This is a genomic window from Xanthomonas sp. LF07-6 (assembly GCF_034105445.1).
Classification (GTDB): domain Bacteria; phylum Pseudomonadota; class Gammaproteobacteria; order Xanthomonadales; family Xanthomonadaceae; genus Xanthomonas_A; species Xanthomonas_A sontii.
Window position 1 is genome coordinate 159,862 of the sequence record NZ_JAXGGI010000004.1, and the last position, 14,929, is coordinate 174,790.

Below are 14,929 nucleotides of genomic sequence, written 5' to 3' on the forward strand. Positions count from 1 at the left end.
TCATGCCGCGTCCGGCACCTTGCGCCAGCGCCGCCACAGCCACAGGCACGGCCCGGACAGCGCGTACAGCACGCCGATCGCCAGCAGCGCCCGCGCCAGGTCGATCACCAGCACCGCCAGCACGATCGGCGCCAGCACCAGCATCAGGAACGGCACCCGGTCGGTGCGCGGGCCCTTCTCGCCACTGCCCTTGAAGCTCCAGAAGCGGATGCGGCTGACCATCAGCAGCGCCGCGGTCACGGTCAGACCCAGCGCCACGTAGCGCAGCTGTTCGCCGTCCCAGCCCAGCGAGCCGTCGGCGAAGGACCACACGAAGGCCATCATCAGCCCGGCCGCGGCCGGGCTGGCCAGGCCCACGAACCAGCGCTTGTCGACCGTGCCGACCTGGGTGTTGAAGCGGGCCAGGCGCAGCGCGGCGCAGGCCGCGTACAGGAACGCCGCCGACCAGCCGACCCGGCCCAGCATGCTGCCGTCGAACTTCAGCGCCGACAGCGACCAGTGGTACATCACCAGCGCCGGCGCCATGCCGAAGCTGACCAGGTCGGCCAGCGAGTCGTACTGCACGCCGAATTCGCTGCTGGTGCCGGTCAGCCGCGCCACGCGCCCGTCCAGCCCGTCCATCACCGCGGCCACGAACACCGCCACGCTGGCGTGCACGAACTGGCCGTTGGCGGCGGCGATGATGGCGTAGAAACCGGAGAACAGGCCGGCGGTGGTGAACAGGTTCGGCAGCAGGTAGATGGTGCGCGAACGGGGGGGCGGTCGGGATGGGTCCATCCCGCCAGTCTAATCGACTTGCCAGGCCCGTCGGCGGGTGCTGCAATCGGCGCTCCCGCCGCGCCCTGGAGACCGAGATGCGCGCCCTGCCCCGGTTTTGCTGCCTGCCCCTGCTCGCCGTCAGCGGCATGCTCGGCGCCACCACCCTGTACCAATGGAAGGACGCGCAGGGCGTCACCCACTATGCCGAGACCCCGCCCCCCGGCGGCAAGTACCAGGTGCGCAAGGTCGATACCCGTGGCGATGCCCCGACCGAGACGCCCGAGGCGGCCCCGGCCGAGAACGCCAGGTGCCTGACCGCGCGCAAGAACCTGGACATCCTCGACAAGCCCGGCAAGATCACCACCGACAGCGATGGCGACGGCAAGCCGGACGGGGAACTGGACGAATCCCAGCGCGGCGCGCAGAAGGCCCTGGCCGAGGCCGCGATCAAGGCCTACTGCACCCCGGCCGCCGTACCCGCCAAGTAAGCCGAACGCGCCCCGAACGCACGCGGCCGGCCGCGGGCGATGCCCGCAGCGCCGGCAATGACTGGCAAAATGGGCGACCCGCCGTCTGCGAAGCCCCTCGATGCGCCTTTCCCAGTTCCACCTGCACACCACCAAGGAAACCCCGGCCGACGCCGAACTGGTCAGCCACCAGTTGATGCTGCGCGCGGGCATGATCCGCAAGCTCGCCTCAGGCCTGTATACCTGGTCGCCGCTGGGCCTGCGCGTGCTGCGCAAGGTGGAAGCGGTGGTGCGCGAGGAAATGAACCGCGCCGGCGCGGTGGAAGTGCTGTTCCCGACCATCCAGCCGCGCGAGCTGTGGGATGCCACCGGGCGCTGGAGCAAGTTCGGCGGGCTGATGCTGCGCATGCAGGACCGCAAGGAACAGGACTATTGCTACAGCCCGACCGCCGAAGAGGCCGCCGCCGACTTCGCGCGGCAGGAGCTGAGCAGCTACAAGCAGTTGCCGGTCAACTTCTACCAGATCCAGACCAAGTTCCGCGACGAGATCCGCCCGCGCTTCGGGGTGATGCGCGCGCGCGAGTTCCTGATGAAGGACGCCTACTCGTTCCACATCAGCGACGAGGACCTGGCGCGCGAGTACGAGAACATGAAGGCGGCCTACACCCGCATCTTCACCCGCCTGGGACTGCAGTTCCGCGCGGTGCAGGCCGATTCCGGCGACATCGGCGGCGACGCCTCGCAGGAATTCCACGTGCTGGCCGCCTCCGGCGAGGATTCGCTGGCGTTCTCCACCGGCTCGGACTACGCGGCCAACGTCGAAGCCGCCGTCGCCGCGGCCCCGGCCCCGCGCCCGGCTGCCGGCGAGGAGCTGCGCAAGGTCGCCACGCCCACCCAGAAGACCTGCGAGGCGGTGGCCGAGCTGCTCGGCATCCCGCTGCAGCGCACGGTCAAGTCGGTGGCGGTGATGGCCGGCGAGACCTTCGTGCTGGCGCTGGTGCGCGGCGACCACACGGTCAACGAGATCAAGCTGGGCAAGGTCGCCGGCCTGGCCGGCTATCGCATGGCCAACGAGGCCGAGATCCTTGCGCATCTGGGCAGTGAGCCGGGCTTCCTCGGTCCGCTGGGTCCGCGCCAGCCGATCCGCGTGGTCGCCGACCGCGACGTGGCGGCGCTGGCCGACTTCGTGGTCGGCGCCAACGAACGCGGCTTCCACCTGGCAGGGGTCAACTGGGGCCGCGACCTGCCGGAACCGGACGCCGTGGCCGATCTGCGCAACGTGGTCGAGGGCGAGCGCGCCCACGACGGCGGCGAGATCCGCCTGGCCCGCGGTATCGAGGTCGGCCATGTGTTCCAGCTCGGCCGCCAGTACGCGCAGGCGCTGGACGCCACCGTGGTGGACGAGAACGGCAAGACCGTGACGCTGGCGATGGGCTGCTACGGCATCGGCATTTCCCGCATCGTCGCTGCGGCGATCGAGCAGAACCACGACGACGCCGGCATCCGCTGGCCGCAGCCGATGGCGCCGTGGACGGTGGCGGTGTGCGTGATCAATCCCAAGCGCGACCCGGCGGTCGACGCCGCCGGCGAGGCGCTGCTGGCCGAGCTGCAGCAGGCCGGACTGGACGCGGTGCTGGACGACCGCGGCCTGCGCCCCGGCGCGATGTTCGCCGATATCGAATTGATCGGCGTTCCGCACCGGGTGGTGGTCTCGGAGCGGGGCCTGGCCGCCGGCACCTTCGAATATCGCGCGCGCAGCGGCGGCGATGCCGAACACCTGGATCGAACCGCCTTGCTGGCACGCCTGCAGGCATGACGAAAGGGCCGGGAGGATATCCCGGCCCTTTTTCTTTACGCCGCCGTCACGCCATATGGGGGAAACCAGAGCGGTCTGTTTTCAATTGATTACGGCCGCCAGGGATCCATAAAGACATATTCCCACGGGATTGCGACCGAAAATACCCGCCGCGAATTAAGCAGGGTATTTGTCAATCCGATAAAGCATCATTATGATCCTGCGCTAGCCAGGGAATGGCGGAAGCCACCACCCATTTTCCGGAGTAAAGATGACCATCGATCTCAGTGGCCTGTCGGCCAAGCAGTTGGGCGCCCTCATCAAGACCGCCAAGAAGCAGCAGTCCATCGTCGCCAAGCGCACCCCCATCGCCAAGGTCCGCACCCAGCTGGCGCGCCTGGCCAAGAGCCACGGCTACAGCATCGAGGAAGTCTTCGGCGGCGCCCCCGCCGCGCGCGGTCGCAAGGCCGGCAAGCCGGGTCCGAAGCCGGGCCGCAAACTGGGCAAGGTTCCTCCGAAATACCGCAATCCCGCCAATGCCGCCGAAACCTGGACCGGCCGCGGCAAGCAGCCGCGCTGGCTGGCCGACCTGGTCGCCAAGGGCAAGAAGGTCGACGATTTCCTGATCGCCGGCGGCGCCGCCAAATCCGCCGCGCCGGCCAAGAAGACCGCCAAGAAGGCGGTCAAGCGCGTCGCCAAGAAGGCCAGCAAGAGCGCTGCGCCGAAGGCCTGATCCGCCACGGCAACCGCAGTCGAAACGCCGGCGCATGCCGGCGTTTTTTATTGCCGCATTCAAAGATTCTTGCGCGCCGGCACCAACAGATTGCCGAACAGCAGGCCGGCGACCAGCGCCATCACGATATTGGTCACCGTCAGCAGCGCCGATTGCCCGCCGAGCACGTCCTGCTGCTGGACTAGGGTCAACAGCCCGCGCAAGCTGGCACTCCCGGGCACCAGCATGATGATGCCCGGCAACCGGACCAGCGCACCCGGCCGGTGCACGATGCGTCCGAACAGATTGCCGGCCGCGGTCAATACCATCGCCGACAGGAAGATGCCGACCGGGCTGCCCCAGGCGTCGCCGGCGAAACGCGCGATCGCGTAGCCGGCCACCGATGCCGCCATCACGAACGGATAATCGCGCAGGCTGGCCTTGAACAGCAGTGCGAACGCGTAGGCGGCCACCAGCAGCGAGGCCCATTCCACCCAGCCGTGCTGCGGCCGCGACGCCCGCACCATCGGCTCCAGGCCGAGCAGTTGCGCCAGGGTCACCGCGATCACCGCGCCGACGGTCAGCTTGACGATGGTGGTGACCGCGCCGGCGAAGCGCGCCGTGCCCGAGACCCAGTGCTGGCTGGTGAGTTCGTTGACCGCATTGGTCAGCGCCATACCCGGCAGCAGCACCACCAGCGAGGCGATGATCACCGTATTGAGATTCAGCGGCGCCACGAAACTGGCCACCAGGGTCGCGACGAAACCGGCCAGCAACGCCGCCAGCGCGTCGTTGGCTTCTTTGGTGGCCGGGCGTTTGTCGGTGAGCTGGGTGAGCACGCCGATCAGCAGGCCGATGGCGGTGGCGGTGGCGATGTCCAGCCACGGCAGGCGCCACAACCCGGCCACGCCGGCCGCGGCCAGGCCGAAGCCGAGCACCTGCATCGCCATCCAGCGCCGCCCCGGCGGCTGGTCCAGCTGGCGCAGCGCGGTGTGGCCCTGGGCCACGCTCATGCGCCCGCTGGCCACGTCGTCGGCGATGCGGTCGGCGACGCTGAGCTTGTGCAGGTCGTTGTCGCCGGGCGCCAGCCGCACCACGCGGGTGATGTCGCTGGAGCCGATCGCCTTGGTCGGGTCGCTGAAGCTGAGGATCAGCCCGGTCGGGTTGGACCAGGGCTCGCAGTCCAGGTCCAACTGCTGCGCCAGCGCCACCACCGCCGCCTCCAGCCGCTGCGCGGTGGTGCCGTAGGTGTGCAGTCGCCCGGCGATGTCGGAGACGAAGGCGATGCGCTGCGCGTAGGTCGCGTTGGCGGAGGGACTGACGGTGGGAGCGGCGGGCATGTCGGCTAGTATGGCGCGAACGCCGCGCCCGGCCACCCCGTCGCGATCACCACATCTGCAACACGGGCGAAACAGGTATGCTCGCGCACCGGACGCCCCCATGATCGAACCGCAACCGCCCAAACTCAGCCAGGACGACCGAGACCCCTCGCGGGTGCGGCTGACCGGCAGTTGGACCCTGGCCACGGCTCTGGCGTCCTCGGAAGTGCTGCGCGGGATGCCGGCCGGCACCACCGGCATCGACGCCAGCGGCATCGGCCAGCTGGATTCGGCCGGGGTGCTGCAACTGATGCGCTACGCCACCCGCAACGGCATCGCCCACGAGGCGCTGGATTTCCGCCAGGACCACCGCGCCCTGGTCTCGACCATCGAGGACGTCGCCGACGACCGCCCCAAGCGCAAGCGCGACTATGGCTTCGCCGCGGCGCTGGAACGCCTGGGCTACGCGGTGCACCGCAACGGCAAGGAAATCGTCGCCCTGGTCGGTTTCCTGGGCGAGACCCTGGTCAAGCTGCTGCGGCTGCTGCACGCGCCGCGCCGGTTCCGCCTGACCGCCACCGTGCACCACATGGAACAGGTCGGCCTGGACGCGGTGCCGCTGGTGGCGCTGCTGTCCTACCTGGTCGGCGCGGTGATCGCCTTCCTCGGCTCCACGATCCTGCGCGACTTCGGCGCCGAGATCTACGTGGTGGAGCTGGTCAGCATCGCCTTCCTGCGCGAGTTCGCGGTGCTGCTGACCGCGATCGTGCTGGCCGGGCGCACCGCCAGCGCGTTCACCGCGCAGATCGGCGCGATGAAGGCGCGCGAAGAGGTCGACGCGATCCAGACCCTGGGCCTGGACCCGATGGATCTGCTGGTGATCCCGCGGCTGGTGGCGCTGCTGCTGATGCTGCCGCTGCTGACCTTCGTGGCGATGATCGCCGGCCTGGCCGGCGGCGTCACCGTCGGCGCCTTCGACCTGGGCATCCCGCCGCAGATGTACCTGGCGCGCATGCACGACACCATCCAGATCCGGCACATGCTGGTCGGCCTGTCCAAGGCGCCGATCTTCGCTATCGTGATCGGCCTGATCGGCTGCCTGGAGGGACTGCGCGTGGAAGGCACCGCCCAGTCCGTCGGCGAGCGCACCACCTCCAGCGTGGTGCAGACGATCTCGCTGGTGATCATCATCGACGCGATCGCCGCGCTGTGGTTCATGAACATGGGGTGGTGAGTTGAAGCCGGAAATCGGGAATCGAGAATCGGGAATGGGGAACGCCGGCTGCGTCAGCGACGTCGGCCGGGAGTGCATGCCTTGACCATTCCCGATTCCCCACTCCCGATGCCCGACCAGGAACTGGCCATCTCCGTCCGCGGCCTGGTCAATCGCTTCGGCAGCCAGACCGTGCACGAGGACCTGGACCTGGACGTGCGCCGTGGCGAGATCCTCGGCGTGGTCGGCGGCTCGGGGACCGGCAAGTCGGTGCTGATGCGCACCATCCTCGGCCTGCGCGAGCCCGATGCCGGCAAGATCCAGGTGCTCGGCGTGGATACCGATTCCGGCCGCCGCGCCGATCGCCTGCACGTGGAGCGCAATACCGGCGTGCTGTTCCAGGACGGCGCGCTGTTCTCCTCGCTGACCGTCGGCGAGAACGTGCAGGTGCCGCTGAAGGAGCATTTCGGCGAACTGCCCGACAGTTGGCACTACGAGCTGGCGCTGCTGAAGGTGAAGCTGGCCGGCCTGCCCGCCGACGCGCTGAACAAGCTGCCCTCGCAGCTGTCCGGCGGCATGCGCAAGCGCGCCGGGCTGGCGCGTGCGCTGGCGCTGGACCCGCCCCTGTTGTTTCTGGACGAACCCACCGCCGGGCTGGACCCGATCGGCGCAGCCGCCTTCGACCGGCTGATCCGCACCCTGCAGGAAGCGCTGGGCCTGACCGTGTTCCTCATCACCCACGATCTGGACACCTTGTACGCTATCTGCGACCGCGTGGCGGTGCTGGCCGACCGCAAGGTCATCGCCAACGCGCCGCTGGCCGAGATCGAGCAAGTGGACCATCCGTGGATCCAAGAGTATTTCCACGGCCCGCGCGCCCGCGCCGCGCGCGATGCCAAGACCGCCTGGACCGAGACCCCCTGAGCCCATGGAAACCAAAGCCAATTACGTGCTGATCGGCGCCTTCACCATCGTGGTGGGGATCGCGCTGCTGCTGTTCGGACTCTGGGCCGCCAAGTACTCCTCCGACCGCACCTGGCAGGAGTACCGCGTGGTGTTCCGCGAAGCGGTGACCGGCCTGTCGGTCGGCAGCCCGGTGCAGTACAACGGCATCGCGGTGGGCTCGATCACCGAGCTGACCCTGGCGCCGAACGATCCGCGCCAGGTGGTGGCCCGGGTCCGGGTCAACTCGACCACGCCGATCAAGAGCGACACCCGCGCCAAGCTGGGCATCACCAGCCTGACCGGCCCGTCGATCATCCAACTGTCCGGCGGCACCCCGGAAGCGCCGGCGCTGACCTCGATCGACAACAGCGACGCGCCGATCATCCAGACCACGCCCTCGGCGCTGCAGAACATCACCGACACCGCCAACCGCATCGTCGAGCGCCTGGACGAGGTGCTCAGCGACCGCAATGTCGCCAGCATCACCGCCACCCTGCACAACCTGGAAACCATCAGCGGCGGCCTGGCCGACCGCGACCAGGGCATGCAGTCGCTGATCGTCAGCGCGCGCGATGCGGCGCGCAACCTGGACACCACGCTCAAGACCACCAACGGCACCATCCAGCGCCTGGACCAGAACCTGGTGCAGCAGTTGCCGCCGATCCTGGACAAGCTGGAGGACACGCTGAGCAAGCTGGATTCGGCCGCCGGCAATGCCGACAAGATCCTTGGCGAGAACCGCTCGGCGATCAACAGCTTCGCCAACGACGGCCTCGGCCAGCTCGGCCCGACCCTGACCGAACTGCGCGGCCTGATCCGCGACCTGCGCCGCGTCAGCGACCGCCTGGACAACAACCCCGCGCGCTACCTGCTCGGCCGCGACGCCCCGAAGGAGTTCAAACCCAAATGAAGCCGATGCGCGCCTTCCTCCTGCTCGCCGTGCCGGCCCTGCTGCTGACCGGCTGCTCGCTGCCCGGCGGCAACAAGGAGCCGGTGACGATCTACGCGCCGGACGTGCGGGTCACCGCCGACCCGGCCTGGCCGCAGGTGAGCTGGCAACTGGCGCTGACCAAGCCCAGCGCCGCGCGCGTGGTCGACAGTTCGCGCATCGCCGTACGGCCGACGCCCGACGAACTGCAGGTGTACGGCGGCGTCAGCTGGGCGCAACCGGCCACCGACATGCTCGAGGACATGCTGCTGCGCGCGTTCGAGGATTCCGGGCGCATTCCCGGCGTGGCCCGGCTCGGCACCGGCATCCGCGCCGACTACAAGCTGCTGCTGGACCTGCGCCGTTTCGAATCGGACTACGCCGGGCGCACGGTGCCGTCGGCGACCATCGAGCTCAACGCCAAGCTGCTGTACAGCGCCGACCAGCGCGTGGTCGCCTCGCGCACCTTCCTGGTGACCCAGCCCGCCGCCGGCACAGCCGAATCGCAGGTGGTCGACGCCTTCGGCCAGGCCATGTCGCAACTCGGCCACGACGTGGTCGGCTGGACCCTGCAGCAGGGCCAGGCCGATGCCGCCACCGCGCTGGCCCCCAGCGTGCCGCCGCCGGCCAGCCAGAAGCCGCCGCGGCGCTGATTGGCTCCCCTCTCCCGCCGGGAGAGGGGCTGGGAGTGAGGGTGCGAGGGCCAGGGAGCCATCTCACCCAGACACCTCCCTGGCAACTCCCACCCTCATCCGCCCCTTCGGGGCACCTTCCCCCGAAAAGGGGGCCATGGTCCCGAAGGGAGAAGGGATCAAAGTGTCGCTCCCCTCTCCCGCCGGGAGAGGGGCCGGGGGTGAGGGTGCGGCGGCCGCGGAGTCCTCTCCAGACAGCTCCCTGGCCACCCAACCTCATCCGCCCCTTCGGGGCACCTTCTCCCGAAGGGAGAAGGGATCAAGCGCAATGCGGCGAAACGTCAGGTTGATCCGCTCGCCGACCGGCTTGGCGGTGCGCGGCAGGGCGTGCCGGTACAGGCGCTGGGTGTCGCCTGCCATCAGCAGCAGCCCGCCGGAGGTCAGTTCCAGCGCCTGGCGCAGTGCCGGCTGCTGACGATGGCGCAGCACGAAGCGACGCGTCGCACCCAGGCTCAGCGAGGCGATCACCGGCGTCGGACCGAGTTCGCGCTCGTCGTCGCTGTGCCAGCCCATGGCGTCGCGGCCGTCGCGGTAACGGTTGGCGAGCACGCTGTTGAACGCCACTCCGGTCTCGGCCGCCAAGCGCGCGCGCAGCGGCAGCAGCGCCGCTGGCCACGGATGCGGCGCGAAGCGGGTGCCGGAATAGCGGTAGCTGGCGTCGGCGTCGCCGATCCAGCAGCTCAGCCGCGGCGAATCGACCAGCTTGCCGAACAGGCGGATGCGGTGCACCTCCCACGGCACCTCATGCAGCAACTGCGTGCACAGCGCCGCGGCCACGACCAGATCCAGCCACTCGGGATACCAGCGCAGATCGGCGCCGGGCAAGTCCAGTTCCATCGCGCCACGCTAGCACGCCGGCGGCCACCATACGCCAGCGTGCGGAATTTGCCCCTTCACGCGCAAACCCTGAAAATGCGGGCAGCCAGAACGAGCCAACGGGAGCGGAGCAGATGACGGGAACCGAGGGCGGCGCCAACGCGCCGCAGCCAGTGGAGCGCGACGTCATGGAATACGACGTCGTCACCGTCGGCGCGGGCCCGGCCGGGTTGGCGTTCGCGATCCGGCTCAAGCAGCTCAACCCCGACATCTCGGTCTGCGTGATCGAGAAAGCCAGCACCATCGGCGCGCATATCCTGTCCGGCGCGGTGATCGAACCGGCGCCGCTGGACGCGCTGCTGCCGGGCTGGCGCGACAACCCGCCGCCGATCTGCGTGCCGGCGGCCGAGGACGAGTTCTGGTACCTGAGCAAGGACGGCGGGCACAAGTTCCCGATGGTGCCGCCGGGCATGCGCAACCACGGCAACTTCATCGTCAGCCTCGGCGCGATGTGCGCCTGGCTGGCGCCGCAGGCCGAGGCGCTGGGCGTGGAGATCTACCCGGGCTTCGCCGCCGCCGAGACCCTGCACGCCGAGGACGGCACGGTGCTGGGCGTGCGCATCGGCGACATGGGCGTGGCCAAGGACGGATCGCACAAGCCCGGCTACACCGCCGGCATCGACATCCGCGCCAAGGTCACGGTGCTGGCAGAAGGCGCGCGCGGACACCTGACCAAGCGCCTGATCGCGCGCTTCGCACTCGACGCCGGCCACGATCCGCAGGCGTTCTCGATCGGCATCAAGGAGCTGTGGCAGTTGCCCGAGGGCCGCGTCAGCCCCGGCAAGATCGTGCACACCCTGGGTTGGCCGGCCGACAGCAAGACCTATGGCGGCAGCTTCCTGTACCACCTGGAGAACAACCAGGTGGCGCTGGGCTATGTCAGCGGCCTGGACTACCACGATCCCGAATACCGCCCGTGGGAAGCCTTCCAGCAGTGGAAGAACCACCCGATGATGAAGGCCCTGCTGGACGGCGGCACCATCCTCTCGGCGGGTGCGCGCGCCATCGCCAGCGGCGGCTGGCAGTCGCTGCCGAAGGTGGAGATGCCCGGCGCGCTGCTGATCGGCGACACCGCCGGCCTGCTCAACGTGCCCAAGATCAAGGGTACCCACCAGGCGATCCGCAGCGGCATGCTCGCCGCCGAACACCTCGCCGCCGGTGCCGCGCTGGACCCGGCCGGCTTCGACGCGCGCCTGCGCAACTCCGAAGTGATGGCCGAGCTCCGTCAGGTACGCAACATCAAGCCCGGCTTCAAGAAGGGGCTGTGGTTCGGCCTGCTCAACGGCGCCTGGGAAACCCTGGTCAAGGGCGCCTCGCCGTGGACGCTGAAGGTCGGCGCCGACTGGAAGAGCCTGGACCGACTGGGCGAGCACGAGCAGCCCAAGCGCGACTACGTGCAGCGCGAGCTGGCCCCGCGCGACCGCCTGCAGGGCGTGTACTTCGCCGCCACCGAGCACGACGAGGACCAGCCGGTGCACCTGCACGTGCTCGACCCGCAGATCTGCGTGACCCGCTGCACCGAGGAATACGGCAACCCCTGCACGCGCTTCTGCCCGGCGGCGGTGTACGAGATCGTCGACGACGCGGCCGGCAAGCGCCTGCAGATCAACGCCGCCAACTGCGTGCACTGCAAGACCTGCGACATCAAGGATCCCTACGCGATCATCGACTGGGTGACGCCGGAAGGCGGCTCCGGGCCGAATTACCAGAACCTGTGAGCGGTCACCGGATGAGCGACTCCATGCCGGCACGCCTGCGGGCGGGCCTGTACCGCGTGTTGCGTATCGCCTTTCGTGCGATGCCAATCTCAGAAGGACTCCGCGACCGATGGCGCAACTGGTTTCTCGATAGATACGCGAACTGGGTGCCGGAGGCGCCCAGAGGGCGCGTCGCGAGCGTCGGGAGCATGGCCCTGCGCCCTCTGCATCGCGCCGACGAGGCGGCGATCGGTCATGTGCCTTACCAGAAGGGCGTGCTGCCGTCGCCGCTGCCGGCGACCCTGGTCGCGTTCTATCTCCCGCAGTTCCATGCGATTCCGGAGAACGATGCATGGTGGGGCAAGGGCTTCACCGAGTGGCGCAACGTCAGCCGCGCCCTGCCGCAGTTCTATGGACACATGCAGCCACGGATCCCGGCTGATCTTGGGTTCTACAATCTGCGCGACCGCGAGGTGATGCGGCAGCAGGCGCAACTCGCCTCCGAGTACGGGATCGGCGCCTTCTGTTTCTATTTTTATTGGTTCGCAGGAACGACCCTGCTCGAGGACCCCATCCGCAACTGGCGCGATGACACGACCATTTCCCTGCCCTACTGCCTGTGCTGGGCCAACGAGAACTGGGCGCGCCGGTGGGACGGCCGCAATACCGACATCCTGATCGAGCAGCAACACAGCGACGCAGACGATCTGGCCTTCATCGCGCACTTGGCCACCTATCTCGCCGACCCTCGCTACTTGCGCATCGACGGCAAGCCGCTGGTGCTGGTCTATCGTCCGAATCTGATGCCGGATCCGAAGGCAACGGCGTCGCGTTGGCGCGCGTGGTGCGCAGCCAATGGGATCGGCGAGATCCATCTTGCGTACGTCCAGGGGTTCGAGCGTCCCGATCCGCGCGATATCGGCTTTGATGCTGCCGTGGAGTTTCCGCCCAATATGAGTGCGCCGCCCTCGGTGGCTGGCGCACAGTTGTTGATCAATCCGGATTTTGCCGGGGAGGTGCTGGACTGGCGCGTCCTGGCGACCGAGATGGCAGCCAGGCCGTTGCAGGACTATCCGCTCTATCCCTGCGTCAATCCCGGCTGGGATAACGAGCCCCGCCGCTCCGGCAAGGGCCGCGTGTATCTCCATGCCTCCCCGCGCGGCTACGGGACATGGCTGTCGCAGACCATCCATGACCGGCTTGCGCCCGTTCCGGCTGCGCAGCGCATGGTATTCGTCAATGCCTGGAACGAATGGGCCGAAGGCGCCGTCCTGGAACCGGATGCGCGCCTGGGCCACGCATGGCTGGAAGCGACTCGCCGCGCATTGCAACCAAAGCGCCCCGCAAACCAACGCCCGCACGTCGTCATCCATGCCTGGTATGTCGATGTTCTGGAAGAATTGCTGGCGCAGCTGCGCGAGGCGGCGTTCGACCACCAGCTCATCGTGACGACGACGGAACGCAACCTCGCCGGTGTCAACCTCGCCCTGAAACAACAGGGGATGGAGGCCGAGGTCGTGGTCCACGACAACCATGGCCGCGACATCCTGCCGTTCCTGCGGATCGCCGATCGCCTGCTCGATGCCGGCGTATCAGTGGTGCTGAAGCTGCACACCAAACGTTCGGTGCATCGCCAGGATGGCGATCAATGGCGGCGCGAAATGTTGGGCAGCCTCCTTGACCGCGACCGGGTCAAGGCGATCGTGGAGGCCTTCCAGCAGCGTCCGGAGCTCGGCCTGGTGGCCCCGGAAGGACATCTCCAGCCCCTGAGCTTCTACTGGGGAGCCAACGAGCAGGCCGTGCGTGCCCTGGCCACGCGCATGGGTCTGGCGCAACCGGACATCGAGAGCGCGGTCTTTGCAGGCGGCAGCATGTTCTGGGTGCGCCTGCAGGCGATTCAGCCCATTTTGGACTGCCACCTGCAGGCCGGCGAATTCGAGAAAGAGGCGGGACAGGTCGATGGCACCTTGGCGCATGCCATCGAGCGCCTGTTCAGCCTCTGCGCGGTGGATCGGGGCTATGCGCTGACCAGTGCCGCCTCCCTCGTGGGGGCCGAGCACGCGCCTGCCGGCCCCTACAAGTACGCACGCAGAGGCTAGATCACCCGGCCCGGATCGAAAACGGCACGCCGGTCTTGGCGACCAGTTCGGCCTCGTCCACACCCTCGGCGGTTTCCACCAGCACCAGGCCGCTGTCGGTGACGTCGAACACGGCCAGGTCGGTGATGATGCGGTCGACCACGCCGACGCCGGTCAGCGGCAGGTCGCAGGCCGGCAGGATCTTGTGACTGCCGTCCTTGGCCACGTGTTCCATCAGCACGACCACGCGCTTGACCCCGGCCACCAGGTCCATCGCCCCGCCCATGCCCTTGACCATCTTGCCGGGCACCATCCAGTTGGCCAGGTCGCCCTTCTCGCTCACTTGCATCGCGCCGAGGATGGCCAGGTCGATATGGCCGCCGCGGATCATCGCGAAGGAATCGTGGCTGCCGAAGTAGCTGGCGCCGGCGCGGGCGGTGACGGTCTGCTTGCCGGCGTTGATCAGGTCGGCGTCGACCTCGTCCTCGGTCGGGAACGGGCCGATGCCGAGCAGGCCATTCTCCGATTGCAGCCACACGTCCACGCCCTCGGGAATGTGGTTGGCGACCAGGGTCGGCAGGCCGATGCCCAGGTTCACGTAGGCGCCGTCGGTGAGTTCGCGGGCGGCGCGCTGCGCCATGTCGTCGCGGGTCCAGGCCATGTCAGGCGTCCTTCTGGCGCAGGGTGCGCTGTTCGATGCGTTTTTCGGGATGCGGGTTGTGCACGATGCGGTCGACGTAGATGCCGGGCAGGTGCACCTGGTCCGGATCGAGGCTGCCGGTCTCCACGACGTCCTCGACCTCGGCGATGCAAAGCTTGCCGGCCATCGCGCAGGCCGGGTTGAAGTTGCGCGCGGTCTTGCGGAACACCAGGTTGCCAGCGGCATCGGCCTTCCACGCCTTGACCAGGGCCACGTCGGCGCGCAGCGCGGTCTCCAGTACATAGTGCTTGCCGTCGAATTCGCGGGTCTCCTTGCCCTCGGCGACCACCGTGCCGTAGCCGGTGGCGGTGAAGAACGCCGGGATGCCGGCGCCACCGGCGCGCAGGCGTTCGGCCAGGGTGCCCTGCGGGTTGAATTCCAGTTCCAGCTCGCCGGCCAGGTACTGGCGTTCGAACTCCTTGTTCTCGCCGACGTAGGACGAAATCATCTTGCGGATCTGTCGCGTCGCCAGCAGCTGGCCCAGGCCGAAGCCATCGACGCCGGCGTTGTTGGAGATCACCGTGAGACCGTTGACGCCGCTGTCGCGCAAGGCCGCGATCAGGGCCTCGGGAATACCGCACAGGCCGAACCCGCCAACCGCCAGGGTCTGTCCGTCCGCCACCACATCGGCCAGCGCCGTGGCCGCATCGGGGAAAAGCTTGCCGCGCCGCCCGCCCGCAGGGGTAGAGGTGTCGCCCATTCGCCAGCTCCGCATTGGAATGTAGACAGCTAGTTTAGCCGCTCGGGG

14 protein-coding genes are annotated in these 14,929 nt (G+C 68.6%); 9 read left to right on the forward strand and 5 right to left on the reverse strand.

Annotation, left to right across the window (positions count from 1 at the left end; genetic code table 11):
- Complete coding sequence (pssA, locus tag SLW56_RS09625; RefSeq protein WP_017913906.1) at nt 1–777, reverse strand: CDP-diacylglycerol--serine O-phosphatidyltransferase; 777 nt, start codon at nt 775–777, stop codon at nt 1–3.
- Between the two features lie 77 nt (nt 778–854).
- Between pssA and SLW56_RS09630 the strand changes: the two genes are divergently transcribed.
- From SLW56_RS09630 to SLW56_RS09640, 3 genes are all read left to right on the forward strand, one after another.
- The gene (locus tag SLW56_RS09630) at nt 855–1,247 is read left to right on the forward strand and encodes a DUF4124 domain-containing protein (protein ID WP_043093277.1); all 393 of its coding nucleotides are present in this window, start codon (nt 855–857) and stop codon (nt 1,245–1,247) included.
- Nucleotides 1,248–1,347: 100 nt separating this feature from the next.
- Nucleotides 1,348–3,042, forward strand: a complete 1,695-nt coding sequence (locus tag SLW56_RS09635; RefSeq protein WP_320694766.1) for a proline--tRNA ligase — start codon at nt 1,348–1,350, stop codon at nt 3,040–3,042.
- 250 nt (nt 3,043–3,292) lie between these two features.
- Nucleotides 3,293–3,754 (forward strand): H-NS histone family protein, encoded by a 462-nt coding sequence (locus SLW56_RS09640; RefSeq protein ID WP_017907458.1) that lies wholly within the window; start codon nt 3,293–3,295, stop codon nt 3,752–3,754.
- A 59-nt stretch (nt 3,755–3,813) separates the two neighbouring features.
- Here the strand turns inward: SLW56_RS09640 and SLW56_RS09645 are convergent, their stop codons facing one another.
- Entirely contained in the window at nt 3,814–5,073 is a 1,260-nt protein-coding gene (locus tag SLW56_RS09645; protein ID WP_043093281.1) for a threonine/serine exporter family protein, read from the reverse strand.
- Between the two features lie 100 nt (nt 5,074–5,173).
- Between SLW56_RS09645 and SLW56_RS09650 the strand changes: the two genes are divergently transcribed.
- The 4 genes from SLW56_RS09650 to SLW56_RS09665 all read left to right on the forward strand — a co-directional run bounded on the left by SLW56_RS09650 (nt 5,174) and on the right by SLW56_RS09665 (nt 8,791).
- A complete protein-coding gene (locus SLW56_RS09650) occupies nt 5,174–6,286 on the forward strand; it encodes an ABC transporter permease (protein ID WP_010340194.1) in 1,113 nt (370 codons plus the stop codon).
- Between the two features lie 81 nt (nt 6,287–6,367).
- Nucleotides 6,368–7,189, forward strand: coding sequence for an ABC transporter ATP-binding protein (locus tag SLW56_RS09655; protein ID WP_267085163.1), 822 nt, complete (start codon nt 6,368–6,370; stop codon nt 7,187–7,189).
- A gap of 4 nt (nt 7,190–7,193) precedes the next feature.
- A complete protein-coding gene (locus SLW56_RS09660; RefSeq protein ID WP_152246356.1) occupies nt 7,194–8,120 on the forward strand; it encodes an MlaD family protein in 927 nt (308 codons plus the stop codon).
- Nucleotides 8,117–8,791 (forward strand): ABC-type transport auxiliary lipoprotein family protein, encoded by a 675-nt coding sequence (locus tag SLW56_RS09665; RefSeq protein ID WP_320694767.1) that lies wholly within the window; start codon nt 8,117–8,119, stop codon nt 8,789–8,791. Before SLW56_RS09660 ends, SLW56_RS09665 begins: the two co-directional genes overlap by 4 nt.
- Nucleotides 8,792–9,046: 255 nt before the next feature.
- On the opposite strand, the gene SLW56_RS09670 is transcribed toward SLW56_RS09665, so the two are convergent.
- On the reverse strand, nt 9,047–9,667 hold the full coding sequence (locus tag SLW56_RS09670) for an alpha-ketoglutarate-dependent dioxygenase AlkB (RefSeq protein ID WP_320694768.1): 621 nt from the start codon (nt 9,665–9,667) through the stop codon (nt 9,047–9,049).
- Nucleotides 9,668–9,780: 113 nt separating this feature from the next.
- On the opposite strand from SLW56_RS09670, the gene SLW56_RS09675 reads away from it, so the two are divergent.
- Both SLW56_RS09675 and SLW56_RS09680 read left to right on the forward strand, forming a co-directional pair.
- Nucleotides 9,781–11,424, forward strand: a complete 1,644-nt coding sequence (locus SLW56_RS09675; RefSeq protein ID WP_320694769.1) for an electron transfer flavoprotein-ubiquinone oxidoreductase — start codon at nt 9,781–9,783, stop codon at nt 11,422–11,424.
- Nucleotides 11,425–11,435: 11 nt separating this feature from the next.
- On the forward strand, nt 11,436–13,502 hold the full coding sequence (locus SLW56_RS09680) for a glycoside hydrolase family 99-like domain-containing protein (RefSeq protein WP_320694770.1): 2,067 nt from the start codon (nt 11,436–11,438) through the stop codon (nt 13,500–13,502).
- Nucleotide 13,503: 1 nt separating this feature from the next.
- Here the strand turns inward: SLW56_RS09680 and SLW56_RS09685 are convergent, their stop codons facing one another.
- Nucleotides 13,504–14,142: a CoA transferase subunit B gene (locus tag SLW56_RS09685; protein ID WP_267085167.1), complete on the reverse strand. Its 639-nt coding sequence runs from the start codon at nt 14,140–14,142 to the stop codon at nt 13,504–13,506.
- A gap of 1 nt (nt 14,143) precedes the next feature.
- A complete protein-coding gene (locus SLW56_RS09690) occupies nt 14,144–14,881 on the reverse strand; it encodes a CoA transferase subunit A (protein ID WP_148827300.1) in 738 nt (245 codons plus the stop codon).
- Between the last annotated feature and the right edge of the window lie 48 nt (nt 14,882–14,929).

Excerpts from the sequence above, each read along its gene's own strand:
- pssA (WP_017913906.1), bottom strand. The coding sequence starts at position 777 with ATGGACCCATCCCGACCGCCCCCCCGTTCGCGCACCATCTACCTGCTG.
- SLW56_RS09630 (WP_043093277.1), top strand. The coding sequence starts at position 855 with ATGCGCGCCCTGCCCCGGTTTTGCTGCCTGCCCCTGCTCGCCGTCAGC.
- SLW56_RS09635 (WP_320694766.1), top strand. The coding sequence starts at position 1,348 with ATGCGCCTTTCCCAGTTCCACCTGCACACCACCAAGGAAACCCCGGCC.
- SLW56_RS09640 (WP_017907458.1), top strand. The coding sequence starts at position 3,293 with ATGACCATCGATCTCAGTGGCCTGTCGGCCAAGCAGTTGGGCGCCCTC.
- SLW56_RS09645 (WP_043093281.1), bottom strand. The coding sequence starts at position 5,073 with ATGCCCGCCGCTCCCACCGTCAGTCCCTCCGCCAACGCGACCTACGCG.
- SLW56_RS09650 (WP_010340194.1), top strand. The coding sequence starts at position 5,174 with ATGATCGAACCGCAACCGCCCAAACTCAGCCAGGACGACCGAGACCCC.
- SLW56_RS09660 (WP_152246356.1), top strand. The coding sequence starts at position 7,194 with ATGGAAACCAAAGCCAATTACGTGCTGATCGGCGCCTTCACCATCGTG.
- SLW56_RS09665 (WP_320694767.1), top strand. The coding sequence starts at position 8,117 with ATGAAGCCGATGCGCGCCTTCCTCCTGCTCGCCGTGCCGGCCCTGCTG.
- SLW56_RS09670 (WP_320694768.1), bottom strand. The coding sequence starts at position 9,667 with ATGGAACTGGACTTGCCCGGCGCCGATCTGCGCTGGTATCCCGAGTGG.
- SLW56_RS09675 (WP_320694769.1), top strand. The coding sequence starts at position 9,781 with ATGACGGGAACCGAGGGCGGCGCCAACGCGCCGCAGCCAGTGGAGCGC.
- SLW56_RS09680 (WP_320694770.1), top strand. The coding sequence starts at position 11,436 with ATGAGCGACTCCATGCCGGCACGCCTGCGGGCGGGCCTGTACCGCGTG.
- SLW56_RS09685 (WP_267085167.1), bottom strand. The coding sequence starts at position 14,142 with ATGGCCTGGACCCGCGACGACATGGCGCAGCGCGCCGCCCGCGAACTC.
- SLW56_RS09690 (WP_148827300.1), bottom strand. The coding sequence starts at position 14,881 with ATGGGCGACACCTCTACCCCTGCGGGCGGGCGGCGCGGCAAGCTTTTC.